At 62.6% G+C, this 26,819-nt stretch carries 27 protein-coding genes; 12 read left to right on the top strand and 15 right to left on the bottom strand.

The features are described 5' to 3' along the window. Positions 1–8 precede the first annotated feature (8 nt). The 9 genes from ACX3YD_RS11990 to ACX3YD_RS12030 form a co-directional block, all read right to left on the bottom strand. Positions 9–827: an ABC transporter substrate-binding protein gene (locus ACX3YD_RS11990; RefSeq protein WP_047530186.1), complete on the bottom strand. Its 819-nt coding sequence runs from the start codon at positions 825–827 to the stop codon at positions 9–11. Positions 828–1,159: 332 nt separating this feature from the next. Next, positions 1,160–1,909, bottom strand: coding sequence for a helix-turn-helix domain-containing protein (locus ACX3YD_RS11995; RefSeq protein ID WP_047530184.1), 750 nt, complete (start codon positions 1,907–1,909; stop codon positions 1,160–1,162). 71 nt (positions 1,910–1,980) lie between these two features. Next, positions 1,981–3,237, bottom strand: a complete 1,257-nt coding sequence (locus tag ACX3YD_RS12000) for an FAD-dependent oxidoreductase (RefSeq protein ID WP_458960053.1) — start codon at positions 3,235–3,237, stop codon at positions 1,981–1,983. Then, positions 3,234–3,470 (bottom strand): (2Fe-2S)-binding protein, encoded by a 237-nt coding sequence (locus ACX3YD_RS12005; RefSeq protein ID WP_090462573.1) that lies wholly within the window; start codon positions 3,468–3,470, stop codon positions 3,234–3,236. The genes ACX3YD_RS12000 and ACX3YD_RS12005 overlap by 4 nt, the downstream gene beginning before the upstream one ends. After that, positions 3,463–4,578 carry an NAD(P)/FAD-dependent oxidoreductase gene (locus tag ACX3YD_RS12010; protein WP_458960054.1) on the bottom strand — a complete coding sequence of 372 codons (1,116 nt, stop codon included), beginning with the start codon at positions 4,576–4,578 and terminating at the stop codon, positions 3,463–3,465. Before ACX3YD_RS12010 ends, ACX3YD_RS12005 begins: the two co-directional genes overlap by 8 nt. After that, positions 4,575–5,507, bottom strand: a complete 933-nt coding sequence (locus ACX3YD_RS12015; protein WP_103404368.1) for a 4-hydroxyproline epimerase — start codon at positions 5,505–5,507, stop codon at positions 4,575–4,577. The genes ACX3YD_RS12010 and ACX3YD_RS12015 overlap by 4 nt, the downstream gene beginning before the upstream one ends. Positions 5,508–5,621: 114 nt before the next feature. Beyond that, positions 5,622–6,293, bottom strand: coding sequence for a GntR family transcriptional regulator (locus ACX3YD_RS12020; RefSeq protein WP_458960055.1), 672 nt, complete (start codon positions 6,291–6,293; stop codon positions 5,622–5,624). 112 nt (positions 6,294–6,405) lie between these two features. Then, a complete protein-coding gene (locus tag ACX3YD_RS12025) occupies positions 6,406–7,149 on the bottom strand; it encodes an SDR family oxidoreductase (protein WP_458960056.1) in 744 nt (247 codons plus the stop codon). A 65-nt stretch (positions 7,150–7,214) separates the two neighbouring features. Next, complete coding sequence (locus ACX3YD_RS12030; RefSeq protein WP_458960057.1) at positions 7,215–8,198, bottom strand: aldo/keto reductase; 984 nt, start codon at positions 8,196–8,198, stop codon at positions 7,215–7,217. A gap of 98 nt (positions 8,199–8,296) precedes the next feature. Here ACX3YD_RS12030 and ACX3YD_RS12035 point away from each other — a divergent pair, with 98 nt between their 5' ends. After that, positions 8,297–9,193, top strand: a complete 897-nt coding sequence (locus ACX3YD_RS12035) for a LysR family transcriptional regulator (protein ID WP_458960058.1) — start codon at positions 8,297–8,299, stop codon at positions 9,191–9,193. A gap of 24 nt (positions 9,194–9,217) precedes the next feature. Here the strand turns inward: ACX3YD_RS12035 and ACX3YD_RS12040 are convergent, their stop codons facing one another. From ACX3YD_RS12040 to ACX3YD_RS12055, 4 genes are all read right to left on the bottom strand, one after another. Further along, positions 9,218–10,624 (bottom strand): aldehyde dehydrogenase family protein, encoded by a 1,407-nt coding sequence (locus tag ACX3YD_RS12040; protein ID WP_458960059.1) that lies wholly within the window; start codon positions 10,622–10,624, stop codon positions 9,218–9,220. Positions 10,625–10,856: 232 nt separating this feature from the next. After that, positions 10,857–11,573, bottom strand: coding sequence for a glycosyltransferase family 25 protein (locus ACX3YD_RS12045; RefSeq protein ID WP_103404370.1), 717 nt, complete (start codon positions 11,571–11,573; stop codon positions 10,857–10,859). Positions 11,574–11,838: 265 nt separating this feature from the next. Continuing rightward, on the bottom strand, positions 11,839–12,417 hold the full coding sequence (locus ACX3YD_RS12050) for a hypothetical protein (protein ID WP_458960410.1): 579 nt from the start codon (positions 12,415–12,417) through the stop codon (positions 11,839–11,841). 114 nt (positions 12,418–12,531) lie between these two features. Next, positions 12,532–13,449, bottom strand: a complete 918-nt coding sequence (locus ACX3YD_RS12055) for a LysR family transcriptional regulator (protein WP_090462567.1) — start codon at positions 13,447–13,449, stop codon at positions 12,532–12,534. A 142-nt stretch (positions 13,450–13,591) separates the two neighbouring features. On the opposite strand from ACX3YD_RS12055, the gene ACX3YD_RS12060 reads away from it, so the two are divergent. The 7 genes from ACX3YD_RS12060 to ACX3YD_RS12090 all read left to right on the top strand — a co-directional run bounded on the left by ACX3YD_RS12060 (position 13,592) and on the right by ACX3YD_RS12090 (position 20,127). Next, complete coding sequence (locus ACX3YD_RS12060; RefSeq protein WP_047530169.1) at positions 13,592–14,350, top strand: 5-oxoprolinase subunit PxpA; 759 nt, start codon at positions 13,592–13,594, stop codon at positions 14,348–14,350. A 94-nt stretch (positions 14,351–14,444) separates the two neighbouring features. After that, positions 14,445–14,690, top strand: coding sequence for an acetyl-CoA carboxylase (locus ACX3YD_RS12065; RefSeq protein WP_047530167.1), 246 nt, complete (start codon positions 14,445–14,447; stop codon positions 14,688–14,690). Positions 14,691–14,701: 11 nt separating this feature from the next. Next, the gene (locus tag ACX3YD_RS12070) at positions 14,702–16,075 is read left to right on the top strand and encodes an acetyl-CoA carboxylase biotin carboxylase subunit (RefSeq protein ID WP_047530165.1); all 1,374 of its coding nucleotides are present in this window, start codon (positions 14,702–14,704) and stop codon (positions 16,073–16,075) included. Then, positions 16,072–16,944: a 5-oxoprolinase subunit B family protein gene (locus tag ACX3YD_RS12075; RefSeq protein ID WP_458960060.1), complete on the top strand. Its 873-nt coding sequence runs from the start codon at positions 16,072–16,074 to the stop codon at positions 16,942–16,944. The genes ACX3YD_RS12070 and ACX3YD_RS12075 overlap by 4 nt, the downstream gene beginning before the upstream one ends. Beyond that, a complete protein-coding gene (locus tag ACX3YD_RS12080; protein ID WP_458960061.1) occupies positions 16,941–17,915 on the top strand; it encodes a 5-oxoprolinase subunit C family protein in 975 nt (324 codons plus the stop codon). The genes ACX3YD_RS12075 and ACX3YD_RS12080 overlap by 4 nt, the downstream gene beginning before the upstream one ends. A gap of 111 nt (positions 17,916–18,026) precedes the next feature. Next, positions 18,027–19,349: a purine-cytosine permease family protein gene (locus ACX3YD_RS12085; RefSeq protein WP_458960062.1), complete on the top strand. Its 1,323-nt coding sequence runs from the start codon at positions 18,027–18,029 to the stop codon at positions 19,347–19,349. Between the two features lie 190 nt (positions 19,350–19,539). After that, positions 19,540–20,127, top strand: coding sequence for an eCIS core domain-containing protein (locus ACX3YD_RS12090; protein WP_458960063.1), 588 nt, complete (start codon positions 19,540–19,542; stop codon positions 20,125–20,127). 26 nt (positions 20,128–20,153) lie between these two features. On the opposite strand, the gene ACX3YD_RS12095 is transcribed toward ACX3YD_RS12090, so the two are convergent. Beyond that, a complete protein-coding gene (locus tag ACX3YD_RS12095) occupies positions 20,154–20,960 on the bottom strand; it encodes a helix-turn-helix transcriptional regulator (protein WP_458960411.1) in 807 nt (268 codons plus the stop codon). Between the two features lie 96 nt (positions 20,961–21,056). Between ACX3YD_RS12095 and ACX3YD_RS12100 the strand changes: the two genes are divergently transcribed. After that, positions 21,057–22,013 carry a threonine dehydratase gene (locus ACX3YD_RS12100; RefSeq protein WP_458960064.1) on the top strand — a complete coding sequence of 319 codons (957 nt, stop codon included), beginning with the start codon at positions 21,057–21,059 and terminating at the stop codon, positions 22,011–22,013. A gap of 129 nt (positions 22,014–22,142) precedes the next feature. Here the strand turns inward: ACX3YD_RS12100 and ACX3YD_RS12105 are convergent, their stop codons facing one another. Further along, entirely contained in the window at positions 22,143–23,309 is a 1,167-nt protein-coding gene (locus ACX3YD_RS12105) for a GGDEF domain-containing protein (protein WP_458960065.1), read from the bottom strand. Positions 23,310–23,531: 222 nt separating this feature from the next. Here ACX3YD_RS12105 and ACX3YD_RS12110 point away from each other — a divergent pair, with 222 nt between their 5' ends. Genes ACX3YD_RS12110 through ACX3YD_RS12120 form a run of 3 tightly spaced genes read left to right on the top strand, consistent with a single transcriptional unit; the run spans position 23,532 to position 26,783 of the window. Next, complete coding sequence (locus ACX3YD_RS12110; RefSeq protein WP_458960066.1) at positions 23,532–24,821, top strand: NAD(P)/FAD-dependent oxidoreductase; 1,290 nt, start codon at positions 23,532–23,534, stop codon at positions 24,819–24,821. A gap of 25 nt (positions 24,822–24,846) precedes the next feature. Next, a complete protein-coding gene (locus tag ACX3YD_RS12115) occupies positions 24,847–25,401 on the top strand; it encodes a helix-turn-helix domain-containing protein (RefSeq protein ID WP_103404395.1) in 555 nt (184 codons plus the stop codon). A 35-nt stretch (positions 25,402–25,436) separates the two neighbouring features. Then, positions 25,437–26,783 (top strand): glutamine synthetase family protein, encoded by a 1,347-nt coding sequence (locus tag ACX3YD_RS12120; protein WP_458960412.1) that lies wholly within the window; start codon positions 25,437–25,439, stop codon positions 26,781–26,783. Positions 26,784–26,819 lie beyond the last annotated feature (36 nt).

A 26,819-nucleotide genomic window follows, 5' to 3' on the forward strand; every position in this document is an offset into this window, starting at 1 on the left:
CGGGCACCTTAGTAGTAGACCTGTGGCACGGTCAGGTTGGTCGGCGCGATATCGGTGCCGACCCATTTGACGAACAGCTCCTTGTAACGACCGGTGCGCACTTGCTGGTTGACGAACAGGTTGAGGTAGTTAAGCAGGCCGTACTCGTTGCGCTTGGCGCCGAGGGACACGTAGTCGATGACGTAGGGGGCGTTACCGGCGACTTTCAGATTTTTGTATTTACCCGACTTGAGCGTGGCGGCAGCGACGGTGTTGGTGACCACGGTTGCGTCGATGTGGCCCTGGGCGACGGCCAGCAAGGTGTCGTTCTGCGACTGGTACGCACGGAAGCTGCCGGTGCCCCAGTTCTTCACGTCTTTCTCCAGGGCGATGGCCTCATAGGTGCCGCTGGTATTGCCCACTGCTTTGCCCTTGAGGTCGTCAAAGCCATTGATGCCGGTATCGTCGCGGGTCAGCACCACCATCTGGAACGCGAAGTACGGCACGGTGAGGCCGACGGTCTTGGCGCGTTCGAGGGTGTCGGAGGTGGAGGCAACGATCACATCGGCGCGCCCCGAGACCAGCGCCGGGATGCGGTCAGGGAACGGTGTCTCGACCACTTCAGCCTCGACCCCCAGAATCTTCGCCAGGTCATGGCAGTAGTCCACGTCGAAGCCGGCCGGGTTGTTGCCCGCATCGCGGAAGCCCATGGGCGGGAAGTCCAGGGTGACGGCACAGCGCAGCTTGCCCGAGCCGATGATGTCATCGAGCTTGTCGGCCTGTGCGGTGGCGATAAAGGAGGTACTGAGAACAGCGCTGAGGGCTACGGCAAATGCGGGGTTTTTCATAGAGGCCTCGTTGGGTTAAGTGCTGTTGAATATCGTATTGGGGATTTCGTATACGATATTAACAATAGCAATCAATGTGCCTGTTTCCAGTTTCGGCAGTGAAATTGTTTTTGGGCCTCGGGTTAGAGGCGTTTCAGGGGCGTTGCGACTGGAAGGGTTGCGCCGTTGCCGCGCTGGGCGGTGTTACATATGGGAGCATCGGTTGCGCTGACGCCCCGTTAAGAAACATGGGAGTACATATCCGTTTCTGCGGTAACGGCTGCTGGCGGTTTCGCCCTTGCGGCGAGTCACTTGGAAAAGGCCCAACGCGACCAAAACCAGCCCAAACACCCCTAACCCCGATCCCCCCGATACTGACTCGGCGACAAACGGGTCAGCGCCCGAAACTGCCGGCTGAACGCACTGTGGTCGGTATATCCACAGCGCAAGGCAATTTCGGTGATCGGCAGGTCGGTGTGCAGCAACAACCGCGATCCCTCTTCCAGGCGCGCCTTGTGAATCATCTGCCGTGGCGTGAGCTGGAACACCCGCTTGCAATGACGCTCCAGCTGCGCCACGGAATAGCCGGCGATGGCGGTCAATTCGGCGAGGCTGATGGGCTGGGCGAAGTGATTGCGGATGTGCAAATCCACCGCGGCGAGTTTCTGATAGGCCGGATGATTGGACTGCGGCGATTGCAGGTCGCGGGAGATGCCGGCCAGGCCGACGATGTGGCCTTGCGCATCGTACAGCGCGAGTTTGTGGGTCAGGCACCAGATCGGCTGGTTGCCGAAATACAGGTGCAGTTCCAGTTGATCGGCCAGTACCCGGCCGCTGGAGAGCACGCGTCGATCCTGTTCGGTGTACAGCGGACCGAAGTGCTCCGGGAAGACCATGTCGGCGGTGCGTCCCAGCAGATCCTCACTGTGTTTGAAGCCGCAGCGCCGGGCCAGGGTCTGGTTGACGAAGGCGTAACGGGCCTCGCGATCCTTGATGAAAAACACCACATCGGACAGGGTGTCGAGTAGCGGCGCGATCGGCTGGAGACTGTTCAGCAGCGTCGGTAAATCGCAGGGCTTGAAGGTGGTGAGCGAGGGGTACATGGCGTTGGGGGCCTGATGGCGACCCCCGGGATCATAGTGGCTCGGCCGCGTGGCCGAAACCCCTGGCGCAGTCATGATGCTGGCGGGGTATCGTCCAGGGACATCAAGGTCTCGATGCGCGCCGGGCTGAACGGCGGGCGCGGCGTCGAGGGTGGCCAGCCAAACAGATGCTGTACCGCGCCGCCACACACACGCCCCTGGCAGGCGCCCATGCCGCAGCGGCTGGCCAGCTTGGCCGCGCGCCAATCGGTGTGCCTGGCCAATGCCCCATGGGGCACGTCTTCGCAGCGGCACACCAGGGTGTCGGGGCGGGCCAGCGACTTGAGTCGCGGGTCGAGGGCGAATGCCCGGTTCAGCGCTTTGGCGAACCCCTGCCAGCGTGCCCGGCGTGGCCACAATTGCCGGGCCGCTTCGACATCACCCATGGCGGCGTGGCCGGCAATCGCGCCTTCGACCAAGGCCAGTTCACTGCCACCGAAGCCGGTGCATTCACCCGCCGCGTAATGATCGACGCGGCTGGCTTGCCAGGCATCCACTGCCAACGCCTGGCCTTCGAGGGCATAACCCAGGGCCTGACCCAATTGAACGTTGGGGATCAGACCAAAACCACAGGCCAGCCGGTCACACGCCAGCTCGACGATCTTGCCTTGCTGGTGCAGGCGCACACCTTCGAGTCGGTCGCTGCCAAGGGCTGCCAGCACGTAGGTCCCGGTTCGGTAGTGGCGGTCCAACAGCGTGAACGTCTGCAGCAGTTTGTTGGGCCAGCGCGGCAGTTGCGCCGCGAACCCGGCCACCGCCTTGAGCGACGCTTGTTCGGCGACGCACTGCAGGGTGGCCCCGTTCTTTTTCGCGGTGGCGGCACTGGCCAGTAACAGCGGCCCGCTACCGGCGATCACCACGCGCTGATCCTGCACCGGCAACCCGGCCTTGATCAGCGCCTGCAAACCACCGGCCCCGGTGACCCCCGGCAGTGTCCAGCCGGGGAAGGGCAGCAGCAGTTCGCGGGCACCGGTGCACAGGATCAGTTTGTCGTAGCTGATCAGCCAGCCGTGCTCGTCGTCTTCGACCAGCAGTTGTTTCGGACCGGGATTGGCGATCACCCGGGTGCTGGGGTGATGGCGGATGTTGCGGTGGGACTGCACACGCTCGCGCAACTGACGGGCCTGGATCGGCACGCTGGCCTGTGGACCGTCGCGCCAGATTTGCCCGCCCGCCAGCGGATTGTCGTCGAGCATGACAATGCGGGCACCACTGGGCGCGGCGGCCAGTGCGGCGGCCATGCCGGCGGGACCGGCACCGACGATCAACAGATCGGCATATTCATTCATGGGCGTGTCTCCACCTGCATGCCGTCACGGCAGAGGGTCTGGCAGGCCAGGCGCCGTCGACCGTCGATGGTCACCCGACATTCCTGGCAGATGCCCATGCCGCACAGCGGTGCGCGGCGTTGACCACTGACCGAAGTGCGTGTGCAGCCGTCGCTGCCCAATGCCAGGGCCGCGGCGACACTGGTGCCCTCGGCGACTCTCAGGGCACGGCCGTCGAGCATCAATTCAGGCATAGGCGGGTTCTCCGAGGAAACGCTGGGGCAGATAGGGGTATGCGGCCAGTGGCGGGGTTTCGTTGAACAGTTGCGCGACCAGCAAATCGGCGGTGCCGGGGGCCGTGGTCACCCCCAGACCTTCATGACCGACCGCCAGCCACAAGCCCTGGCGTTGTGGGTGTTGACCCACCAGCGGCAGGCCATCCGGGCTGGCAGCGCGAAAACCGGTCCAGGCGCGGATGCCATTGAGTCGCGCCAACCCCGGCATGTATTGGGCCGCGCGCTTGAGCATTTTCGCCAGCATCCAGCCTTCGACCTGCGGATCGGTGGTGCCGAACTGCCGCGAGGCGCCGATGAACAATTGCCCGGTCGGACGCGGCTGGATATTGCAGGCCGTCGAGGGGCCCTTGGCGTTATGGGCGCTGGTGACGTAACCCAGTTCCACCAGGGTGTGGGTGACCGTGGCGGGGTAGCGGTCGGTGATCAGCAAGTGGCCTTTCTTCGGCTCGATGGGCAGCTCCGGGCACAGCTCATTGGCCTGGATACCGTTGGCCAGCACCACGGCCTCGGCACTGAGCCACTGACCGTCATCAAGCCGCACCCGATTGCCATCGACCTCGATGACCCGCGCCTGGCGCTGGCGGACGTTCGGTGTGTCGAGCATCCAGTTGGCCGTCGCGGGCGCGTACAGAATGCCGTCGCCGTTGATCAGCAGCCCCCCTTCAAGGCCTTCGTGCAGTTCCGGTTCACGCTGGCGCAAGGCCTTGGCGCCGACCAGCTCACAGGCCACGCCATGGGCTTGCAGGTTCAGGTATTTACTGTGGGCCACCGCCATCTCTTCGGCGTTGGCCGCCAGCCACAAGGTGCCGTTGCTACGGTACGCACAGCCCTCGGGCAAGTCTGCTGCCTGCTCGCGCCAGCGCTGCAGGGAATGATTGCTCAGGGCCAGTTCCGCCGGGTTGTCGTCGAGCACCAGCAGATGGCCCATGCCCGCCGCCGTCGCGCCGTGCAGGCCGGCGTCGAGCACCAGTACCTGCAAGCCACGCCGCGCCAGCGCCTGGGCGCAGGCCGCGCCGATGATGCCGGCGCCGATCACGATCACATCGGCCGCATGGCTGCGATTCACGGGCGGATGCCCCAGGCAAACGGGTCGTCCTGCTCGATGATCAGGCTGGCCTCGGCACTGATGAAGGCGCGGCCTCGAATGGTCGGCACGATGCGCTCGCCTTGCCACTCGAAAGAGCCTTCGAACTCGCTGCCGATGACACTCGCCTGGCGCCAGATCTGTCCGGGCTGCAACTTGTCGTCGGCCGCCAGGCACGCCAGTTTGGCGCTGGTGCCGGTGCCACAGGGTGAACGGTCGTAGGCCTTGCCGGGGCAGAGCACGAAGTTGCGGCTGTCCGCGTGATCGTCAGCGGCGAACAGTTCGACATGGTCGATCAGGCCGCCGTCTTCGCCACGAATGCCCTGGTCTTGCAGCGCTTGTTGAACGGCGTAGGTGTAAGCGGTCAGGGCATCAAGGTTGTCGCCAGCCACCCGCAGCCCGTGATCGGCGATCAGGAAAAACCAGTTGCCGCCCCAGGCGATGTCGCCGGTCACCTGGCCGATGCCCGGCACCTGTACTTGCAGCGCCTTGCGATAACGGTAGGCCGGAACGTTGCGCACACTCACCGAATGATCGTCGTGCAGGGTGGCCTGCACCGTGCCTACCGGCGTCTCGATGCTGTGCACGCCGGGGCCGATTTTGCCCAGGTGGGCCAGGGAGGCGACGAGGCCGATGGTGCCGTGGCCGCACATGCCCAGATAACCGCTGTTATTGAAGAAAATCACGCCGGCACAGGCGCTCGGGTCCGCGGGTTCGCAGAGCAGGGCGCCCACCAGCACGTCACTGCCCCGTGGCTCCAGCACACAGGCCGCACGCCATTGGTCGTGCTGTTCGGCCAGGCGTTGGCGCCGTTCAGCCATGCTGCCGGTGCCCAGATCAGGAAAGCCGGCGGTCACCAGGCGAGTCGGTTCGCCGCCGGTGTGGGAGTCGATCACGGAGATGCGTTTCATCGGAGGGCCACGTCCATTCGGTTGGGTGACCGAAAGAGTGGCCCGTACAGCGGGGTGCCGGCTTGATGGATTTAACCGATGCCGATGACGAAATCAGCACAGTCATCGCTGCGGTCAGTGAGCGTGGGGCAGGTGCTTGAACAGGGTCTCGCAGACCCCGGCGATATGTTCGTCCAGCAGCTTCACCGCCAGGTTGACATCGCCTGCACGGCACGCCGCGAGAATCTCGCGGTGCTCGTGATCGGCGCGCTCCTTGCCGGCCGACAGGCTCATCTGCATGCGCAGGTAACGCTCCAGCTTGTCATTGACCGAACGTATCAGACTGACCAGAAACGGCCGTTGCGCCGGTTCATAGAGGCAGGCATGCAGCTCCCAGTTCAGCTCGGCCCAGCGCCCCACGTCGTCTTCGCCGATGAACTCCTGGCAGATACGCTCGGCGCGGGCGAAGGTTTCTTCGGTCATGTTGGGAATCGCCAGGCGCAACACCTTGTCTTCAAGCAGCATGCGCACTTCGAACATCTGCGCCAGTTCCGCGTCGGAAATGCGCGTGACCATCGCCCCGCGATTGCGCTGGAACATCACCAGCCCTTCGGCCTCCAGCCGCTTGAGCGCCTCGCGCACCGGAATTTTGCTGACGTTGAACTGCCGGGCAATGTCGTCCTGGCGAATCGGCTCATCCTCGGCAAAGTGCCCGGCGACGATCGCGTCCCGCAGATGACGGGTGATGATTTCCGACGTCGAAGGCGTATTGCCAAGGTCGGGAGCGTTGAGTTTGGGTAGGTTCACGGCGGCGGTCGTTCGGAGTGGGAGATAGCGACAGGGTATACGAAATTCGTTCGCTGATCTTGCCTGGCGGCGACGAGCCGCCAGCCTCCAGGTGTACCCCCAGGTCCGGGCATCAGACTTCCTGATGCGTCGGCCGGAACAGTATTTCATTGATGTCCATGTCCTCCGGCTGGCTGATGGCGAAGGCCACGGCGCGGGCGAACGCGTCTGCTGGCAGGGCGATTTCGTACAGCTTGCGCACGCTGGCGGCGATGTCGGCTTCGGTGATGCTGTTTGGCAGCTCGGTGGCGACAGCGCCAGGGGAAATGACCGTCGTCCGGATGTTGTAGGGCTTGACCTCCTGGCGCAGCCCTTCGGACAGGGCCAGCACTGCATGCTTGGTCGCCGCATACACTGCGCTGCCAGGACGAACCTTGTGCCCGGCCACCGACGATACGTTGATGAACTGGCCGGACTTTTGCCGTTGCATGTGTGGTAGCGCTGCGGCTATTCCGTACAGCACGCCCTTGATGTTGACGTCGATCATCCGGTCCCAGTCCTCGACCTTGAGTCGCTCCAGGGGCGAGTGGGGCATCAGTCCGGCGTTGTTGATCATGACGTCGATACGCCCGTGAGCCTGAACGGCCGCATCAACCAGCGCCTTGACCTGATCGCATTGGGTGACGTCGGTCTGCACCGCAAGCGCTTGGGCGGCGTTGGCATTCAACTCATCGGCGAGCGCCTGAATACGGTCCAGCCTGCGGGCTCCCAGTATCACTTTGGCGCCCTGGGCGCTTAGCAGACGGGCAGTCGCTTCGCCCAATCCGCTGCTGGCACCGGTAATGACGATGACTTTGTCCTGAATGTTCTCGCTCATGCTGGCTCCTGGGTGGATGACCCTGTTTTCCCGGTTGGCGGTCAGGCGCCGGGTGGTGCGTGGTATCAACGGCCGACCCGTTGTTGCAGGTGTGCCGGGTAACGGTCGCCGACAATTTGAATCTGCTGCAGGGCGGCTTCGATAGTGGCCAGGTCCTGCGGGCCCAGTTCGATGAACGCCGCGCCGAGGTTTTCCTCGAGACGATGCAGTTTGGTCGTCCCCGGAATCGGCACGATCCATGGTTGGCGCGCCAGCAGCCAGGCGATGGCGATCTGCGCCCGGGTGGCGCCTTTGCTGTCGGCGATGTGGCCGAGGGCCTCGACCAGTTGGGCATTGGCACGACGGCTTTCTTCGTTGAAGCGCGGCACGACATTGCGAAAGTCATCGGCCGCGAACGTTGTTGCGGCATCGATGGCGCCCGTGAGGAACCCCTTGCCCAAAGGGCTGAATGGCACAAAACCGATGCCCAGTTCCTCAAGCAGGGGAAGGATTTCCTTTTCCGGCTCTCGCCACCACAGCGAATACTCGCTTTGCAGGGCGGTGACAGGTTGTACGGCGTGGGCCCGACGAATCGTCTGCGCGCCGGCTTCGGACAAACCGAAGTGTTTGACTTTACCTTCGGCGATCAGTTGTTGGACGGTGCCGGCGACGTCTTCGATGGGCACATCGGGGTCGACGCGATGCTGGTACAAGAGATCGATGCAATCGGTCTTCAAGCGCTTGAGCGAAGCCTCGGTCACTGCACGGATGTGTTCCGGGCGGCTGTCCAGACCCTGCGCCACCTCGCCGTTCTTGAAACCGAATTTGGTGGCAATCACGATCTGCTCACGAAACGGCGCCAGGGCTTCGCCCAACAGTGATTCATTGGTGAATGGGCCGTAGGCTTCGGCGGTATCGAAGAACGTCACGCCGTGCTCGAAGGCGCCGCGTATCAAACTGATGGCCTCGGCTTTGTCCATCGCCGGTCCATAGCCGTAACTGATGCCCATGCAACCCATGCCGATGGCTGACACTTCAAGACCGCTTTTGCCCAACAATCGCGTGTGCATGTTTTCGTCTCCGTTCAAGGTGTGCCGTTACCTTATATTGCTGTTTAGACCTCAACAATATAGGCTCGTGTACATGGGTTAGTGAGGAAAATTCATCAATGATTCGCGCAGATTTACCGGGGCTCACAGCGTTCATCGCGATCGCTGAACAGCGCAGTTTCAGTGGGGCGGCGAGGGTGCTGGGGGTGTCTTCTTCCGCGCTCAGTCACTCGATGCGCAACCTGGAAGCGCGCCTGGAAATGCGCCTGTTCAACCGCACCACGCGCTCGGTGGCATTGACAGAGGCGGGGGAGCAGTTGCTCAAGGGCGTACGGCCGCTCATGAACGATCTGGCGAAGGTGGTCAATGACGTCACTTCCGCCCGAATCTCGCCTTCGGGGTCCATCCGCATCAGCGCCTCGGAATCGTCGATCCGGCCGCTGATTCGCCACGTCGTTCCGGATTTCGTGGCCCGTTATCCGCACATCCATATCGAGTTCGTGGCCGACAGCAAGCTGCAAGACATTGTGGGCGATGGTTTCGACGCTGGCATCCGGCTGTTCGATGATGTGCCGCGAGACATGATCGCCGTCCGTTTCGGGCCGGACCTGCGTTTCGCGGCGGTCGCCTCGCCCGAGTACCTTGAGCGCCATCCGGCACCGCAGGCTCCCCAGGATTTGAAAGCGCACCGCTGCATTCGGTTTCGTTTTACCAGCGGTGGACTGTTCCGCTGGGATTTCAAGCACGACGGGCAAAGCGCCAGCCTTGACGTGGAAGGGCAGATCACCATGGACAACGTGAACCTGATGATCGAAGCCGCACTGGCCGGGGTCGGGGTGGCGTGGGTGCCCGAAGCGCAGGTTGCCGATCACTTGCAGGCCGGCCGGTTGATCCATCTGCTGGCGCAATGGAGCCCGAATTACTCCGGGCTTTGCCTGTATTACCCGGCCAACCGTCATCCACCGATAGCACTACGATTGTTCGCACAGGCCGTCCGGGAGTGGGCGGACCTGTAGCGATCCTGGGCCGGCGAGACTCAATCAGCCGCGAACCGCCCGGGAGCGCCAGACCATCATCTTTTCGATCTGCATCTCTTTCATGGTGTGTGGAATGCCTCCCACGCCATGCCCCGACAGGCGCGCTCCGGCGAACGGCATCCAGTCGACGCGGAATAGCGTGTTCTCGTTGACCATCACCGCCGTGGCGTCGAGGTCCTGATAGCACTGCATGGCGGTGTCCAGATCGCGGGTGAAGACTGCGGCCTGGAAGGCATAGGGCAGGGCGTTGGCCAGTTGGATCGCATCGGCCAGATCGTCATAGGCGTACACCGCCACCACCGGGCCGAACACTTCCTTTTGCATCACATTCGAATCGATGGGCGGGTTGAGCAGCACGGTCGGCGCATAGCCGTTGTAGTCCAGAACGCGACCGCCCGAGATCAAACGGGCCCCGCCGACGACGGCTGCATTGACCCATTGGTCCACGCGACGCACTTCACGTTCGGCGATCAGCGGACCGACATCGGTACGGATATCGGTCGGATCACCGACCACCATGGCATCGCCCAACTGGCCCAGGCGGACGGCGACCTGTTCGGCGATGCTGCGATGGCAGAAGATCCGTTGCACGCTCACGCAGGCTTGCCCGGCGTGCCAGAAACCGCCACGAGCGATGCGCGGCAGGGCGTCATCGAGATCGGCGTCCGCGGCGAGGATCACCGGCGCCACGCCACCATGCTCCAGCGCGCAGCGAGTGCCGGGTGCCAGGGTTGAGCGCAACATCCAGCCGACGGCCGCCGAGCCGATGAAGCTGAAGAAACCCACACGCGGGTCCGCGACCAGCTTGCCGGTGACGGCGTTATCGGTCGGCAGCACCATCTGCGCCCAGCCAGTTGGCAGGCCGGCCTCGGCCAGGATTTGCAGGAGCGTGCGGCAACTGAGCGGGGTGTTGGCCGCCGGCTTGACGATCACCGGGGCACTGACGGCGATGGCGGGCACCACCTGATGCACGATCAGATTGAAGGGATGGTTGAACGCCGATACGGCGGCGACCACACCGATGGGCTCGTATTGGGTGAAGGCCACACGGTTCTGCGAGGTGGCGTTGAGTCCCATCGGAATCACGTGACCGCCCTCGGTACGCAGCACCTCGATGCAGTTGAGGATGCCATCGATACCGCGCTCGACTTCGGTGATCGAGTCCTTCAGCGGCTTGCCGCCTTCGCTGGCCGCCTGGGTCGCAATCTCGACCTTGCGCGCGGCGATCAACCCGGCGGCGCGTTGCAGGATTTCAATACGTTGCGGCTTGGACAACCACTGGCTGCGGTCGCGAAAAATGCCATGGGCGACGCTCAGCGCCTGCTCGACATCCGCCTCGGTGGACACCGCCACCTGGCCGACGACGGCGCCATTGTAAGGGGCGTGCACAGTCAGGGTTTGTACGGACATGGGGCTTACCTCGTGGGGGACAAAAAGGCAGTCGACCTGCCTGATTACGATTCGGGCCGACGGTCTGTCAGCCTTTGGCGCCACGGTAATCCTGAATGAGTGTTTGCAAAAATGAATAATCGAGAGGGGGTTGTTCAGTTTTAGAGAAAACCTGTCTCCCACCCCCCACCCATGCCTTGCGCGTCTTTATATATGGCTCAAGGGTCCAGCGTTTTGCTGAAGAAAGAGCACACTATCGAGTCCTTCTCAGGTTTCTGGCCTTCAATTTCCTGAGCAAACCGATGACCGGCCGCAGCACAGACACCCTGTCAAAGAAGGACAGTTCATGCAGGTCCGTGCGCGAGGGTCTTTGATAGCCGAGATTGGCGGTGAAGTAGTAAGCCCGAATGGCGTTGTTCTGATGGATAAGGGTATTGAGGGCCGCGTCATAGTGCATCGGACCGCCGTCAGGGTGTCCTGGCGGTCGCTCCAGAATCTGCAATAAAAAATCCCTCAATGTGCCGAAGCATTTGCCGTTCACGGCGTAGAAATGGGCCAAATGGATGGGTTGGTCGACCACTTTCCAGGTGGGCATGCTTGAGTCCGTTTCAACCGGATGCCCAAAATAGATGATGTCCCAGTCCATGCCATCCAGCGCCTCGATGGCCTGTTTTCCATACTGGGAAATGCGTCTGGAAAACTGTATGTCGTCCTCCAGGATCAGGATGTTTTTCAAATCCAGGCGCATGGCCTCTTCGAGCACCCCCAGGTGACTCAAAAAGCAGCCTCTGACCCCGACGCTCGGGAAGCCTTCTCCCTCGGTGGGCGTAACAGCCTTGAAAAAGCCTACTTTTTCATCATCTATGTGAAAGCCGTTGCGAGCGAATTCTTCTTCCGTTTCGAGACGGCGATCCTTCCTCGACGCGATATTGATGATTTTTGCTCGATCAAAATAGTCGATCACATTCATCTGTCAGGTCCTTGGGGCAGACAATCAGGGCGGCTGGATGGGGAACCGGCAGAATGGCTGGCGATTTTGACCGTTTCTCTATCGACACCGGGCTGCAGTATAGGCGGCATTTCCCGATGGGTTCGGGTTTCGTGAACCGGCGTGCCGCGACCGCGAGAGGGCTCGGCGGCAGCCGGTTCCATGCGCATTTGGGGCATGCGGCTGATCCGGATCGAGGCTATTGCTCGAGACGGCCGTTGGGGGCGCGAAAAACCGCTGGCCCTGCTCAAAATCCCAGGTAGCTGAAGCACACGAGTGCCAGCGCCAAGGCAATACCCAGCGCCGTTGCGGCTTTTTTCGATGGGTTGAACCGGGGCAGGGTTTCGTTCAATGGCAGCAAGCCGGGATTCGAACAGGCGTTGAGGTCATGGCGGCGAGGTCGAAGGGTCTGGTAGGTGTAGCGCAAACCCAGCAGCACGAAAAGCGCCAGCAGGCTGAAGGCAAGCCAGCGAGCCATTGACGGTTTTGCAAGGGTAGCGGCACCCTCGTGTTCACAGATCGCGCTATTGAATTCCAGAACACTGATTTGCTGGGCCGCCGCCGGGGATAGCTTTTTGTCGGCGTTGATCGCTGCCAGTTGCGTCAGGTCCAGGTCCTGATATTTCCAGAGCGTTGACGATCCTTCACGGCAGTAGGTGAACGAGACAGGGTTTGAGGCTCTGATAACACAAGCGTCGTTGATCCCCATTTTTTTCAGGGTTTCAGTCGCTGACCTCGTGAAGTCCAGGTCGAGCACGGGGACGATCCCGTTGGCGCAAGCCGCGAACGAAACCAACAGGCTCCCCATGGCGCAGATGGATGACATTTTCAAAGTCGGAGCTCCCTGGGTTTCGGGTGGCTTTTTGTTATGGGTGCGGAGCCTGGCTGCAACCTGCCTTCGATGAAGTCTAGACGTTAACTTTTGAATGCTTGCTGCTTTTTATCGACGTGCAGAGAGCTGTTGTGGCGCCAGAAAAGCGTCGTGGAAGTAGTTACGAAAGGCCTGCATCGCCGGGCTGAATTCCCGTTCTCGATGCCAGGCCAGGCCGACGCTCATGGGCGTGACCTTGTCGGTGACGGTCAGGGTTTCGATGCGCTTGCCCTCCAGCGACCAGGGGCGGTGCACCAGGTCCGAGAGGATCGCCACGCCGCTGCCATTGGCGACCATGCTGCGCACCGCTTCCACCGAACTCGTCCGCACCCGCACGTTCGGCTGCTGGTGGGCATGTTCCCAGTAACGCATGGCGCTTTGTTCGGCCTCGTCGACGGTCAGCAGGATGTAAGGTTCCTTCGCCACGTCGGCAAGGCTGACGGCCGAGCGTTCGCACAAGGGATGGTGGCTGGGCAGCCATAGCCGGCGCTCGGAATTGAAGAGGATCTCCGAAACGATGTCCGGGTGAGTCAGGTTCGCGGTGAGCACCACCGCCATGTCGAAGCGGCCCTCCAGCAGGCCTTGCTCGATGGCCGTACGCTCCTGTTCGTGGACTTCGATGGCCACGTCCGGATGCCAATGCTCAAGCCGTTGCAGGTGGTGCGGCAGGAAGTAGCCGATCACCGTGTAGCTCGCCGCCAACCGCAACAGGCCGCTGGCGCGGACGTCTGGCAGCGGACTGTTCAACGCGTCATCGACGCTGCGCAAAATCACGTAGGCCCGGTTGAGAAAATGTCGCCCGGCATCGGTCAGGCTCATGCCTTGGGCCGAGCGCTGGAACAACAGCGTGCCGAGAATTCCCTCCAGTTCCTTGATCGCGGTGGTCACCGCCGACTGGGAAATATTCAAATGAATCGCCGCCTGGGAGATCTGTCCGATCTCGGCGGTGGCGACGAAGTAGCGGACCTGGCGCAGGGTCAGTGACATGGGCACTCCGGATGACGGGGTATCTGATTTTCAGAGCTATCTGTTTTTCAGAAGATGGGCCCTCTGATAATAGATCTTCCCAAGGGGGTGGCCGGAATTTAACTTGGCTTGCATGAAGTCACAAGCGTCAGGAGCAAGCGTCATGCAAGCAGTAGATTTCAACTCGGACATGGGCGAAGGCTTCGGCCCGTGGACCATCGGCGATGGCGTCGACAATGAACTGATGGCGTTCATCAGCTCGGCCAACGTCGCCACCGGTTTCCATGCCGGCGACCCCGGCACCATGCGCCGCACGGTCGAACGGGCCAAGGCCCTGGGTGTGGCGGTCGGTGCGCATCCAGGCTTTCGCGATCTGGTCGGGTTTGGTCGCCGGCACATCAACGCCCCGGCCCAGGAACTGGTCGACGACATGCTTTACCAGTTGGGCGCCCTGCGTGAACTCGCCCGGGTCCATGGCGTGGCGCTGCAACACATCAAGCCCCACGGCGCGCTGTACATGCACCTGGCCCGGGACGAGCAAGCCGCGCGTTTGCTGGTGGAAAACCTCCAGCGCCTGGAGCCCGAGTTGCTGCTGTATTGCATGCCTGACTCGGTGATCTGGCGCGTCGCCAAGGAACTCGGCCAACCGGTGATTCGCGAGTTCTATGCCGACCGTGAGTACGACCTCAGCGGCTCCATCGTCTTTACCCGCAACGTACGCGCCTACGACCCTGCCCAGGTGGCGGCACGGGTGCTGCGTGCCTGCCAGGAAGGCGTGGTGCGCACAGTAGAAGGTGAAGACCTGGCGATCGAATTCGATTCCATCTGCCTGCACAGCGACACCCCCGGTGCGCTGGCGTTGGTCGAAGCCACCCGCAACGCGCTCGATACCGCCGGGATCAAGGTTCGCGCGCCGCGCTGAATCAGCACGAATCATCGGGCACACAGACGCCCGGGATTGAATAACGATTCATTTTTTTGCCTGCCTTTCTACAACTATTCCAAGAGGAACAGACATGGCCGAACACGCTGTCATCACCCCATTGCCAGGGACCTTCTATCGCAAAGCCACGCCTGAATCGGCGAACTACGTCGAGGTTGGCGCGCAGGTCAGCGCCGACACGGTGATTGGCCTGATCGAGGTCATGAAGCAGTTTTCCGAACTGACCGCCGGGACGGCCGGTCGCCTCAGCGCATTCCTGGTCGAAGACGGTGATCCGGTGGAGCCGGGTCAGGTTGTCGCAACGCTCGACGACGAGTGAGGGGCGCGATCATGACTCAAGGCATTCGTAAATTACTGATCGCCAACCGGGGCGAAATCGCCGTGCGGATTATCCGCGCCGCCAAGGAACTGGGGATTCCCACCGTTGCCGCGTGCAGCGAAGCGGATGTCGATTCCCAGGCGGCGCGCATGGCCGACGAGGTGCATATTCTCGGCCCGGCCCGCGCTGACAAGAGTTACCTGAACGTCGAGGCATTGCTCGGCGCCTTGAAAGCCACGGGCGCCAATGCAGTCCATCCCGGTTATGGCTTCCTCTCGGAAAATGCCGACTTCGCCGAGGCGGTGCTGGGGGCCGGGGCCATTTTCGTCGGCCCGAGCCCGGAGACGATCCGGCGCATGGGTGACAAGGCTGAAGCCCGGCGCACCGCTCAGGAAGCGGGCGTGCCCGTGGTGCCCGGTTCGCCCGGTGAACTGTTCGATGTCGAATCGGCGCTCAAGGCTGCTGAAGCCGTGGGCTTTCCGCTGCTGATCAAGGCCTCGGCCGGCGGTGGCGGACGGGGTATTCGCCTGGCGGAAAACGCCGGACAACTGGCCGAAGAGTTCCCCCGGTCCCAGCGCGAAGCCCAGGCGGCGTTCGGCAACGGCGCGGTGTACCTGGAGCGCTTCATCAGCCGGGCACGGCATATCGAAGTGCAGGTGTTGGGCGACGGTCAGCACGCGGTGCATTTGTTCGAGCGCGAGTGTTCGTTGCAACGTCGCCGGCAGAAGATTTTCGAGGAAGCGCCATCGCCGGCCCTCAACCCACAGCAACGCGAGACACTCTGCGCCAGCGCCGTGCGCCTCACCGAGTCCCTGGGCTACAAGGGCGCGGGGACCCTGGAGTACCTGTATGACGACGCTACCGGCGAGTTTTTCTTTATCGAGATGAACACGCGGATTCAGGTGGAGCATCCGGTCAGCGAGTTGATTACCGGCATCGATCTGGTTCAGGCGATGTTGCGCATTGCCGGCGGCGAACCGCTGGGCCTCAGGCAAAGCGATATCCGGCTCAATGGCGCGGCGCTGCAAATGCGCCTGAATGCCGAAGACCCGGCACGGGATTTCTTCCCCAGCCCGGGCCTGGTCGAGTCCCTGGTCTGGCCGCAAGGTGAGGGCGTTCGGGTCGACAGCCATCTCTATCAAGGCTACCGCGTGCCGCCTTACTATGACTCGCTGTTGGCCAAGCTGATCGTCCATGGTCGCGACCGTGCCGAGGCCCTGGCCCGTGCCCGCATCGCCGTGGAGCAGACCACGCTCACCGGCATGGCCAGCACCTTGTCGTTGCACCGTGATTTGTTGGAGCAGCCCTGGCTGCACAGCGCCGACTTCCATACCGGCACCCTGGAAACCTGGCTGGCCGAGCGCCGCAGTGGAGGTCAAGCATGAGCACTGCAATCCGCTATAGTTTTGGCGCTGATGAGCATCTGTTTGCCGAAGTCAGCGACAGCATGTCCCTTGAGGCATTCTTCAAGGGCATGGCGGTCACCCGTGCGGTGGAGCGTCTGGCGCTGGATGGCGTGCTCGATGTGTGCCTGGCCAATGCCTCGTTCCAGATTCGTTTCGACCCGGACCGCATCGCGCCACACACCTTGCTCGAAGCCGTGCAGGGAGCCGAGGCCGAGGCGGTCGCCGAACGCACTTTGCAGACCCGGATCATCGAAATCCCGGTGCTCTATAACGATCCCTGGACCCACGAAACCCTGATGCGCTTTCGCGACCGTCACCAGGACCCGAGCGCGACGGACCTGGAGTACGCCGCGCGGATCAACGGCCTGGCGGACGTCGAGGCCTTCATCGCCGCCCACAGTGGTTCGCCATGGTTTGTCTCGATGGTCGGTTTCGTCGCCGGCTTGCCGTTCATGTTCCAGATGGTCGAGCGCGAGCGTCAGTTGCAAGTGCCCAAGTACCTGCGACCGCGCACCGACACGCCGAAGTTGACTCTGGGGCATGGCGGTTGCTTTGGCTGCATCTACTCGGTACGCGGTGCCGGCGGCTACCAGATGTTCGGCGTCACGCCGGCACCGATCTACGACCCGCAGCAGAACCTGGCGTACCTTAAGGAGCACATGGTGTTCTTCCGTCCGGGCGACATCGTGCAGTTCAAGCCGATGGACCGTGAGGCCTATGACCAGGCAGTGGCCGACGTGGAAGGCGGGCGCTTCGACCTGCGGATCCGGCCAGTGGAATTTTCCCTGGATGCCTTTCTGGCCGATCCCGTCGGCTATCCCAAGTCGCTGCAGGAGGTGCTGGTATGATCAAGGTACTCAAACCCGGCCTCGCCACGTCGGTACAGGACCTGGGGCGCGAAGGTTACTACCACCTGGGTATTCCACCCTCCGGCGCACTCGACCAATACGCGTTGAGCGCGGCCAACCAGTTGGTCGGCAACCCGGCCGGGGCCGCGGCGCTTGAATGCACCTTGCTGGGCCCGGAGCTGGAATTCCAGCAAGACGCACTGGTGGCGGTGTGCGGTGCGCACATGACGCCGAAGGTCGATGGCGTGGAGATGCATCACGACACGGCGTTCTCGGTGAAGGCCGGGCAAACGTTGCGCTTCGATTTTCCCAAGGCCGGCGCGCGTGCCTATCTGGCGGTGGCCGGCGGCATCGACGTACCGCTGGTGCTCGGCAGTCGTTCGACTTACGCCTTGGGCGCGCTTGGCGGTTTCCAAGGGCGGCGCCTGATGGCCGGTGACGAATTGCCCGTGGGGATTGCCAGTGGCAAGAGCCACGCCGGGGCCAGTCTGCCCATGGCGCTACGGCAGTCGCTGGGGGGCGAAATCACCCTGCGCGTCGTACCGGGGCTGTACTACGAGCGTTTGACGCCCGCGGCGGCGGACAGCTTTTTCGCCGAAGCCTGGACCGTCGGCTCCGAAGCGGACCGCATCGGCTATCGCTTCAAGGGCGGCAGCGCGCTGACCTTCCAGCCGCGCGAGCAACCCTTCGGCGCCGGCTCCGATCCCTCGAACATCGTCGACAGTTGCTACCCGATCGGTTCGATCCAGGTGCCGGCCGGGCTCGAACCCATCGTGTTGCACCGCGATGCGGTGTCCGGTGGCGGCTACGCGATGATTGGCACCGTGATCAGCGCCGACCTCGACTTGATCGGCCAGATGCAGCCCAACCAGAAGGCCCGTTTCAAAGCGGTCACCCTGGAAGAAGCACTGGAAGCACGACGTTCCTATAAGAAAAAACTCAGCTGCCTGAGCAAGCTGTTCCCTTCCTGATTCTGCCCGCCGCACGGCGCGGGTCATGCCAAACGGTTAGCCAACGCCGCACTTCGGTGCGGTGGCGGCTGCCCGCGCTTCAACCTTTGACTGGTTCTGGAGTTCACGCATATGGCTGCTTTATCGCAATCGAGTCAAACCGGGCAAGACCCGGCCAATCACCCCGTTCCCGCCGACGCACGCATGGGCCGATTGTCCCTGACCATGGCCTGGTGGGCGGTGTGCAGTGCAATGTTCTACATCGTGGTCGGCGCGTCGTTGGCGTTGTCGTACGGCGCCCGCAATGCGCTGATCGGCATGGTGCTATCGGTGATCAGCTACGGCCTGGTCAACACGGTGCTCAGTCGCTTCGCCATCCGCAGCGGTTTGTCGGTGGCCTTGTTTTCAAGGTTGCTGTTCGGCAGCACCGGGGCCTGTCTGGCGACCTTGATCTTCTTCTCGACGGCCATTTATTACGCGGTGTTCGAAGGCTCGGTGATCGCCGTGGCGCTCAATCACCTGTACCCGCAGCTGGTGTTCCCGCTGGCGGCATTGCTGGTGGTGCTGTACAGCGTGCCGATGATCCTGGGCAGCGTGCAGCACTGGCTGGACAAGCTCAACGGCGTGTTGTTGCCGGTGTACCTGGGGGGCTTGCTGGTGGCGGTGGGGCTGTCGATCAGTCGTTATGGCTACCAGCCGCAATGGCTGGATTTCGGCCCGGCAACCCCCAGCGCGTTCGGTTGGTGGGACTGCTTCGTCGCCTACATGGGCGTTTGGGTGCTGATGCTGTTCACCTTCGACTACGCCCGTTTCGGCAAACCCGAGGACGCCGAATACCACGGCCGCTGGAACTTCGGCATGCCGTTCTACGCGGTGACCTTTCTGCTCAACGGCGCGGCGGGGATCTATCTGGTCAGCAGCATTCCCCATGAAGGCGCGCTGAACGAAGTGTCGGTGGTCATGGCGATCCTGCAACTGATGGGGCTGTGGGGATTGTTGTTCGTCTGGGCCACGCAAACCCGGATCAACACCGCCAACTACTACCTGGCGACGATGAACATGCAGGCGTTCTTTGCGCGTTTTGGCGTGCGCGGTTCGTACCTGGCGTGGGCGCTGGCGGTCGGGGTGATCGTGTATGGCCTGATTCTCGCCGATGTGTTTGCCTACCTGCTCAAGGCCCTGGCTTATCAAGGCATTTTCGTCGTGGCCTGGGTCGGCGTGGCGTTGGCGCAGATACGCTGCGGCCGCAGTGACGTGGCGTCGCTCGAACGGGTAACAGCGTTCAATTCGGCGGGCTTGGGCGCCTGGTTTGGGGCCACGGCATTGGGACTGGCGCTGATGTTTTCCGGCCCTGGCTTGAGCAGCTTTTCCGCACCCTCAACCGTGATCGTGGCGTTCGCCTTGCAGGCGGGGCTGTCCCGTCGTAGCCGGTTGCGGTTGCAATTGGCAGAGTAAGGCTGGCTGACCCGTCGCTTGGCGATCAGCGAAAAAAGAAAGCGTTGGATCACCGGGCCGCTGCCGGGGTGTCGATGACCCTGGCAGCGGCTTTTGCACGAGCAGGAGCGGGTCAACTACGCTGAAGCTGCGCGGGGCAGTCATCGATGGCGACTCACTGCTTGCGCTGCGTCCGTCCCTGGAGCACCCGATGCCATCCATCATCCCGCGCCTGCTGGCGCTAGTGCTGCTTTGTCTGACGTTTGAAACGGCAGCCCCGGCCGACGCCTGCCCGGCTGGCGAAAAACAGGTGTGTCTGGACGGTTGCATCTGCCTGCCGGGACAGTTGCTCGGCACCTTGCCTGAAGACATCCATCTGGTCGCGGCACCCGCCCTGGCGCTGTGGCTGACCCAAGCGCGCGCTGAAGCCGCCGCTGGCGTCCAGGCCATCCCGGCGCATATCCGGGAGCAACTGTTGCGCTGGTACGACCCTGGTGTCCTCGATGCCGCGCGCTACAAAGTCAGCGACAACGGCCAGTTCAGCACCGCCACTGCCATGCTGCAAAACCCCGATGTGGGGGCCGTGACGCTCATCGACATCATTCTGTTCCGTGATGCCCAATCCGCCGAACAGAACCTCGCGCTCTGGGCTCACGAGCTGAAGCATGTGCAGCAGTTTCAGCAATGGGGGGTAGACGGATTTGCCCAGCGCTATACACAAGATTTCAATGCGGTGGAGGCGCCGGCTTATGCCGTACAGGCTGAGGTCAGGCGATCGGTACGGGAAGGGGCTGACTGAAGAGACGCGACGCCCGTCGAGGGGCGCTATCGACGCAACTGTACCGGACTCACGCCAAGGCGCTGCCTGAACGTGGTCGTCATGTGCGCCTGGGAGTTGAAGCCACAGGTGTGGGCGATTTCTGCCAGTGTCGCGGTTGAGTCGCGCATCAGGGCGCGGGCCTTGGCCAGGCGCCGGTCGATCAGGTAACTGTGCGGGCTTTTGCCCGCTGCGTGCTTGAAGGCTCGAATGAAATAACCTTCGGACAATCCCAGCAAGTCCGCCATCGCCTGCACACCCAGCGGACCGTCGAGACCGGCGTCAATGAACTCGTCGAGCAATCGCATCCGGCTGGCGGTGATGGCGCCCAGGGCGGGTGTCGCCCCTGCCTGGTGATCGCTTGTCCGTTCAGCCAGGGCGAGTGCCCAGGCTTCCCAGTCATCCTCAACCGAAGCCTGTAACAACGCCGCGCGCATTCGCAGCGCCAGGGTGATGGCCTGTTGATCGATTCGATTGTTGAAGGCGCGGTCCCCCACCAACGGCAGGCCATCGGTGCGCATGACCCGCAGGTATTCACCGCCCTTGGGCGACTCGGACAGCACGTCGCACCCGGCGGGGACGAATGCCAGGCCATTGGGCATGGCGTCGAAGGGCAAAACCCGGTCGCTGCCGATGGCGTGCAGGCCTCGCTGGCTGTCGAAGGCAAAGCCGATCGCTGATTGGGTGGCCACGTATCGGGTCGCATAAGCGGCGCCGGGCAGCAGCTCGATCGCCCAGGGCCCGGCCTCGACACGACGGGCCGGTTCAGAGGGGAGCGGGGGTGGAGGGCGGTTTCGATGGTTCATGCCCGCCATAGTAATGAACAGGGGGCGCAAAAGTCAGGTCAGTTTTCTGAAAGCCGGGGTGATCAAGCCCTGTCTAGACTGGGCAAAACCTCAGGGAGACCCCTCATGCACAGACTGACTCGCGACGATATCGAACAGGCGGCACGCCACGTGTACCAGGTCATGCCGGCCACTGCCCAGTACGCGTGGCCCTTGCTGGCCGAGCGCCTGGGTTGCACGGTGTGGGTCAAGCACGAAAATCACACGCCGACCGGTGCGTTCAAGGTGCGTGGCGGCGTTACCTTCATGCACTGGCTCAAGCGTACGCACCCTGAGGTGCGGGGGATCGTCAGCGCGACCCGCGGCAACCATGGCCAGAGTCTGGCGCTGGCGGCCAGCGCGTCGGGTTTGCGGGCGTTGATTGTCGTGCCGCAAGGTAATTCGCTGGAGAAGAACAACGCGATGCGCGGCTTTGGCGGCGAAGTGGTGGAGTACGGCCGCGATTTTGACGAGGCCCGCGAAGAGGCCGCGCGCCTGGCGCAAGCGCATGGCCTGTACCTGGTGCCGCCGTTCCATGCCGAGTTGGTCAAGGGTGTGGCCACTTATGCGCTGGAGTTGTTCAAGGCCGCACCGGATCTGGATACGGTCTACGTGCCGATTGGCTGTGGCTCGGGGATCTGCGGGGTGATCGCCGCCCGTGATGCGTTGGGCCTGAACACCCGGGTGGTGGGGGTGGTGTCCACCGAGGCAGCGGCGGCCAAATTATCCTTTGAAGCGGGAGAAATCCTCGAAACCGCCACGGCCAATACCTTCGCTGATGGTCTGGCCGTGCGTAAACCGGTGCCCGCCGCCTTTGATATCTACGGGGCGGCTGCGGCGCGAATCGTATCGGTCAGCGAGGATGAGATCGCCGAGGCCATGCGCGTGTATTACACCGATACCCACAATCTCGCCGAAGGCGCCGGCGCGGCGGCCCTGGCGGCGTTGATGCAGGAATGTGAAGCGATGGCGGGAAGAAAGGTCGGCGTGATTCTGTCGGGCGGGAATGTCGATCGTTCGGTGTATGCCAGGGTGATTGGGTGAAAAAAGGGCTCAATATCTGTAGGAGCCAGCCTGCTGGCGATGATCGTTAACGGTAACGCGTATGAACGGGTTAAACCCGGGATGTTTTAGACCATCGCTGGCAAGCCAGCTCCGGACGTACGCGTGCAGTCACGGGCTCGTGACCTGCAGGGTTCGATCGACCAGGCGGATGCTGTCGCGTCCGCCACGCTTGGACTCGTAGAGCGCCGCATCGCCCTGTTCGATCAAGGCTGCCAGGCTGGAGGGCGGATGGTCGAACAGGTTGGCGCCGATGCTCAGGGTCACTGCTTCGGGCGTGGCGAAGGTTTGTGAGGCCGTGATGTGAAAGCGGCCTCGCAGCAGGTTGCCCAACTCGACGATGTGCTCGTTCGATGTGTCACTCAGCAGGATGACGAACTCGTCACCGCCCAGCCGGGCCACCAGTGCGCCCTCGGGCGAATGCGAACGAATCATCTCGCTGAGTGCGACCAGCAGGCGGTCGCCTGCGGTGTGGCCGTAGAGGTCGTTGACCAGTTTGAAGTTGTCGATATCGATCAACAGCAGGGCACCGGGGCGAGCGCTCGAGACTTCAGCCAACAGGCGTGGTGCCCGTACCTCCAGGGCTCGGCGGTTGTACAGGGCGGTCAACGGATCGCGTTCGGCCAGCCGGGCGATCTGCTCCTCCCGCCTGTGGCGTTCGGTCCCGGTCATCGAGAGGGCGATCAGCATGATCGCCATGGCGCCTTCGACCAGCGAGATCTGAATGATTTCGCCCCGCAAGGCTGCCAGATCGATCAGCGTGCCCGGAATAACCACCGAGATGGCCTTGGCCAGATAGAACAGCCCATGGATCAACAGCACAAAGCGCAGCTGTGCCGCGCCCACGCTCAATGACTTGCCATGGGGGCGCAGGAGGAAACTGGCGCGCAGCGTCGGCAGCGCCACCAGCAAGGAATTGGCCACCAGCATGATCTTCGACCACGAGGGGTCATCCGGCAGTGCCAGCAGTGCACACCAGGCGACGACGATCAGCCACCAGGCACGAGACAGGCGTATCCGGGAAAAGCGCGCGACGCCCAGCAGGAAAAGCCAGTGGGCCAGGACCAGCAGGCCATTGGCAAACCAGATGCCAATCAACAAAAGGCCGCTCATGCGCAGCAAGGCGAGCGTAGACCCCACGGTGATCGTGGCGAAGCCCGCGCTCCAGAACAGCAGTGAAGATTCACGGATGCTGCGCCATTCGACCGCCAGATACAGGGCGGCGGCCGCAGCGAGGGCGATCGAGATTGTCAACATTGTGGGAGGGTCGAGCGCCATAACCTTGTTGCCTGCTGATTTGCGGTGAAGGGGGCGATTGTAAGCGTTTGGGTGGAATTTTCAGAGAGTAGCGGCCCGGCACCGCAACAGGACGTCGGCAGGGCGGGCAGCTGAAGGTTGATCTGCCCGCCCGGGAACGATCAATGCAATCCGCATTGTCTTCGTGAAATTTATGGTGTATTTTTTCATGAAATTATAAGAAATTAATTTCATGAGGCCCGTATGTTTCAGCAGTCCACCCAGCATGTCGCGAGCTACTACGCCTACAGTTGCGCCAATCGCCTGACCACTCGACCTGCGCTGGTGGGAGACCATGACACTGAAATCGTGATCATCGGCGCTGGCTTCAGCGGGCTGCACACGGCGCTGCGTCTGGCATTGGCCGGCAAACGGGTGACGCTGCTGGAAGCCAGCCGCGTGGCCTGGGCTGCATCGGGGCGCAATGGCGGGCAGGCCATTCTCGGTTGGTCGTGCGACATGCCGCCGCTGGAGGCTGCCCTGGGTTATGAACGTGCCCGGCGCCTGTGGGACGGCATGCGCTGGGCCGCCGGGGAGTTGCGTGAACTGCCCGGGCGTCATGGCTTCGACTGCGACTATCGGGCCGGGCACCTGTGGACTTCGGTCATGCCGCGCCGGGTCAGCCTGTTGACCGAATGGCAACGCGAAGCCAGTCACAAGTGGGGTCACGACGGCTTGCAGTTCATTCCCCGCGAGCAGTTGCCCGATTGGGTGGCCAGCGAGCGCTATCAGGCCGGCCTTTATGATCCCGAAGGCGCGCACCTCAATCCATTGAAGCTGGCACTGGGCCTGGCCGCCGCCATCGAGCGTGCCGGTGGCCGTATCCATGAACAAAGCAAGGCGTTGAACTATCGGGAAGAGGGCGGTCGGTTTCAGGTGAACACCGAACGTGGGTCGATCCGGGCCGATGTGCTGGTCCTGGCGTGCAACGCCTATCTGGATCGTCTCGACCCGAAGCTGGCCAGTTGTGTGTTGCCGGTCGGGACCTATCAGGTCGCCACCGCCCCCCTGACGCCCGAGAAAGCCACCTCGCTGCTGCCGACCAATGTGTGCGTCACCGATAACCAGTTTGTCCTCGATTACTTCCGCCGTACCCCGGACAACCGTTTGCTGTTCGGCGGTGGCTGCACCTATCTGGGTGGCATGCCCAAGGACATCGCCAGGGCGACGCGACCATTCCTGGAACGCGTGTTTCCACAGCTCAAGGGTGTCGATCTGGCGTTCGCCTGGGGCGGACACATCGACCTGACCCTGAACCGCACACCGGATGTTGGCCGCCAGGGGGATCGCTACTGGCTACAGGGGTATTCCGGCCACGGCGTGCTGCCGACCCTGGCAGCGGCGCGCGCGGTGTCGGATGCGATTCTCGGCCAGGCGGATGAGTTGGCGTTGTATCAAGGTTTGAGTAATGGCAGCTTTCCCGGCGGCAAGTACCTGGCAGCGCCGCTGGAGGCGATCGGCAAAGCCTGGTATCGACTGCGCGACAGCATTTGATGAGTCATTCAGCGGAATCCCGGTCATGAACAAGCAAGAAGAAATCGCCGCGCTGGCGATCCTGATTCACGATTTACGCAAGCACAAGAAGTTCACCTTGAAGGAGCTGGCAGACCGGATCGGTCGATCGGTGGGGTTTTTGTCTCAGGTCGAGCGCGGTTTGTCGCGGCCGACAGTGGCCGATCTGACGGCGATCAGTGAAACCCTCGGCGTGCCGACCACCTATTTCTATAGCTTGCCCAAACCCAAGGTCCTGCCGTGGGTGACCCGGCCGGACGAGCGCCGCACCGTGTATTACGCCAACGGGATTACCGACATCCTGGTATCGCCGAAGATGCGCGCTTCGTTCTCGATGCTCGAAAGCCATCTGGAAGCCGGCGCCAGCAGTGGTGACAGGCACCTGACCGACAGCTCGGAGCAGGGCGGCTACGTGCTCGAGGGCGAGTTGACGTTGTGGCTGGGCGACGACGAGCCGGTCACGTTGCGCGCCGGCGACAGTTTTCAATTCGACAGTCACACCCGTTGCCGCTACGGCAACCTGACCGAGCAGCTGACGCGCGTGCTCTGGGTCTACACATGATCGCCACCCCAAGAACTTTCCAAGGAACAACCATGATGGATGCTGCCTGCTCTGATCTGCTCGCCGAAGTGCGTGCCTTTCGCCAACGCTACCCCGAGGTGCGTTATGTCGACCTGATTTCCCTGGACATTCCCGGGCACTTCTACGGCAAGCGTTATCCCGTAGAGATGCTGGAAAAAGTCGCGGCCGGCAGCGCGCTCAAGCTGCCGCAGAACTGCGTGTTGCTGGGCGTGCAGGGCGGGTTGTTCAAGATCGGTGACTACTGCTTCAACGACGGTGACCCGGACGCGCTGCGGCGCCTGGTCCCTGGCACGCTCAAACCGGTGACCTGGGAAGCACAGCCCCTGGGGCAGATGCTGATTACTTCCGACGGCACCGAAAAGCCGATCGTTTTCGAACCGCGCGAAGTGCTGGCGCAGGTGCTGGATCGACTGGCGCGCAAAGGCATTCATCCGGTGGTGGCCTTCGAGCTGGAGTTTTACCTGTTCGATAAAAAGCTGCGTGACGGCTTGCCGCAATTCCCCCGCGATGACCTGACCGACGATGCCGACGATCAACCGAACATGCACATCGAGCGCCTGACGCGCTTTGCCCCGGTGCTCGATGAAATGGTCGAGGCGTCACGGGCCCAGGGCATCGATGCCACGGTGATTACGGCGGAACTGGGACCGGGGCAGTTCGAAATCAACTTCGGGCATCTCGACGACGGTCTGCGTGCTGCCGACTGGGCCGCGCTGTTCTGTCGCAGCACCCGTGGCGTTGCGCTCAAGCACGGCTACCGCGCCAGCTTCATGGCCAAGCCTTACTTGCAGCACCCCGGCAGCGGCATGCACGTGCATGTCAGCCTGTACGATGCCGAGGGTAAAAACCTGCTGGCCGCCAACCAGCAGCAACCCCTGCGCCATGCCGTGGCCGGTTGCCTGGAATTGCTGCCCCACAGCATGCCGATCTTCGCGCCGAACCAGAATGCCTATCGCCGCCTGGGCGGCACGACCAACGTGGCCACCCATGCGAGCTGGGGCTTTGAAGACCGCGATGCGTGCCTGCGCATTCCGGAGTCGGACGCGAAAAACCTGCGCATCGAATATCGCCTGGCCGGTGCCGATGCCAACCCTTATCTGGTGCTGGCGGCGATTCTGGTAGGGCTCGAGCATGGCCTGGAAGCAGGCAAGGAGCCGATCCCGCCGCTCAACGAAGACCGCAACAGTGGCATCGATTTCCCGGTGGAAATGCTCGAAGCCGTGCGCGCGATGCAGCATCAGCCGCAATTGCGCGAAGGCCTGGGGGCGGAGTTCGTCGATGTGTATTGCGAGAACAAACGTCAGGATCACCTGGCGTTCATGCAGGAAATCAGTGCCCGGGAATATCGCTGGTATCTGTGACGCCTGGGTGTTGAGGTGGCATCCCGCCTCAACACC

The organism is Pseudomonas fluorescens group sp. PF-1 (genome assembly GCF_054481335.1).

Excerpts from the sequence above, each read along its gene's own strand:
- ACX3YD_RS12115 (WP_103404395.1), top strand. The coding sequence starts at position 24,847 with ATGAACAAGCAAGAAGAAATCGCCGCGCTGGCGATCCTGATTCACGAT.
- ACX3YD_RS12110 (WP_458960066.1), top strand. The coding sequence starts at position 23,532 with ATGTTTCAGCAGTCCACCCAGCATGTCGCGAGCTACTACGCCTACAGT.
- ACX3YD_RS12085 (WP_458960062.1), top strand. The coding sequence starts at position 18,027 with ATGGCTGCTTTATCGCAATCGAGTCAAACCGGGCAAGACCCGGCCAAT.
- ACX3YD_RS12035 (WP_458960058.1), top strand. The coding sequence starts at position 8,297 with ATGATTCGCGCAGATTTACCGGGGCTCACAGCGTTCATCGCGATCGCT.
- ACX3YD_RS12080 (WP_458960061.1), top strand. The coding sequence starts at position 16,941 with ATGATCAAGGTACTCAAACCCGGCCTCGCCACGTCGGTACAGGACCTG.
- ACX3YD_RS12105 (WP_458960065.1), bottom strand. The coding sequence starts at position 23,309 with ATGGCGCTCGACCCTCCCACAATGTTGACAATCTCGATCGCCCTCGCT.
- ACX3YD_RS12060 (WP_047530169.1), top strand. The coding sequence starts at position 13,592 with ATGCAAGCAGTAGATTTCAACTCGGACATGGGCGAAGGCTTCGGCCCG.
- ACX3YD_RS12100 (WP_458960064.1), top strand. The coding sequence starts at position 21,057 with ATGCACAGACTGACTCGCGACGATATCGAACAGGCGGCACGCCACGTG.
- ACX3YD_RS12015 (WP_103404368.1), bottom strand. The coding sequence starts at position 5,507 with ATGAAACGCATCTCCGTGATCGACTCCCACACCGGCGGCGAACCGACT.
- ACX3YD_RS12045 (WP_103404370.1), bottom strand. The coding sequence starts at position 11,573 with ATGAATGTGATCGACTATTTTGATCGAGCAAAAATCATCAATATCGCG.
- ACX3YD_RS12040 (WP_458960059.1), bottom strand. The coding sequence starts at position 10,624 with ATGTCCGTACAAACCCTGACTGTGCACGCCCCTTACAATGGCGCCGTC.
- ACX3YD_RS12000 (WP_458960053.1), bottom strand. The coding sequence starts at position 3,237 with ATGAATGAATATGCCGATCTGTTGATCGTCGGTGCCGGTCCCGCCGGC.
- ACX3YD_RS12120 (WP_458960412.1), top strand. The coding sequence starts at position 25,437 with ATGGATGCTGCCTGCTCTGATCTGCTCGCCGAAGTGCGTGCCTTTCGC.
- ACX3YD_RS12065 (WP_047530167.1), top strand. The coding sequence starts at position 14,445 with ATGGCCGAACACGCTGTCATCACCCCATTGCCAGGGACCTTCTATCGC.
- ACX3YD_RS11995 (WP_047530184.1), bottom strand. The coding sequence starts at position 1,909 with ATGTACCCCTCGCTCACCACCTTCAAGCCCTGCGATTTACCGACGCTG.
- ACX3YD_RS12005 (WP_090462573.1), bottom strand. The coding sequence starts at position 3,470 with ATGCCTGAATTGATGCTCGACGGCCGTGCCCTGAGAGTCGCCGAGGGC.
- ACX3YD_RS12095 (WP_458960411.1), bottom strand. The coding sequence starts at position 20,960 with ATGGCGGGCATGAACCATCGAAACCGCCCTCCACCCCCGCTCCCCTCT.
- ACX3YD_RS12030 (WP_458960057.1), bottom strand. The coding sequence starts at position 8,198 with ATGCACACGCGATTGTTGGGCAAAAGCGGTCTTGAAGTGTCAGCCATC.
- ACX3YD_RS11990 (WP_047530186.1), bottom strand. The coding sequence starts at position 827 with ATGAAAAACCCCGCATTTGCCGTAGCCCTCAGCGCTGTTCTCAGTACC.
- ACX3YD_RS12050 (WP_458960410.1), bottom strand. The coding sequence starts at position 12,417 with ATGTCATCCATCTGCGCCATGGGGAGCCTGTTGGTTTCGTTCGCGGCT.
- ACX3YD_RS12090 (WP_458960063.1), top strand. The coding sequence starts at position 19,540 with ATGCCATCCATCATCCCGCGCCTGCTGGCGCTAGTGCTGCTTTGTCTG.
- ACX3YD_RS12055 (WP_090462567.1), bottom strand. The coding sequence starts at position 13,449 with ATGTCACTGACCCTGCGCCAGGTCCGCTACTTCGTCGCCACCGCCGAG.
- ACX3YD_RS12070 (WP_047530165.1), top strand. The coding sequence starts at position 14,702 with ATGACTCAAGGCATTCGTAAATTACTGATCGCCAACCGGGGCGAAATC.
- ACX3YD_RS12025 (WP_458960056.1), bottom strand. The coding sequence starts at position 7,149 with ATGAGCGAGAACATTCAGGACAAAGTCATCGTCATTACCGGTGCCAGC.
- ACX3YD_RS12075 (WP_458960060.1), top strand. The coding sequence starts at position 16,072 with ATGAGCACTGCAATCCGCTATAGTTTTGGCGCTGATGAGCATCTGTTT.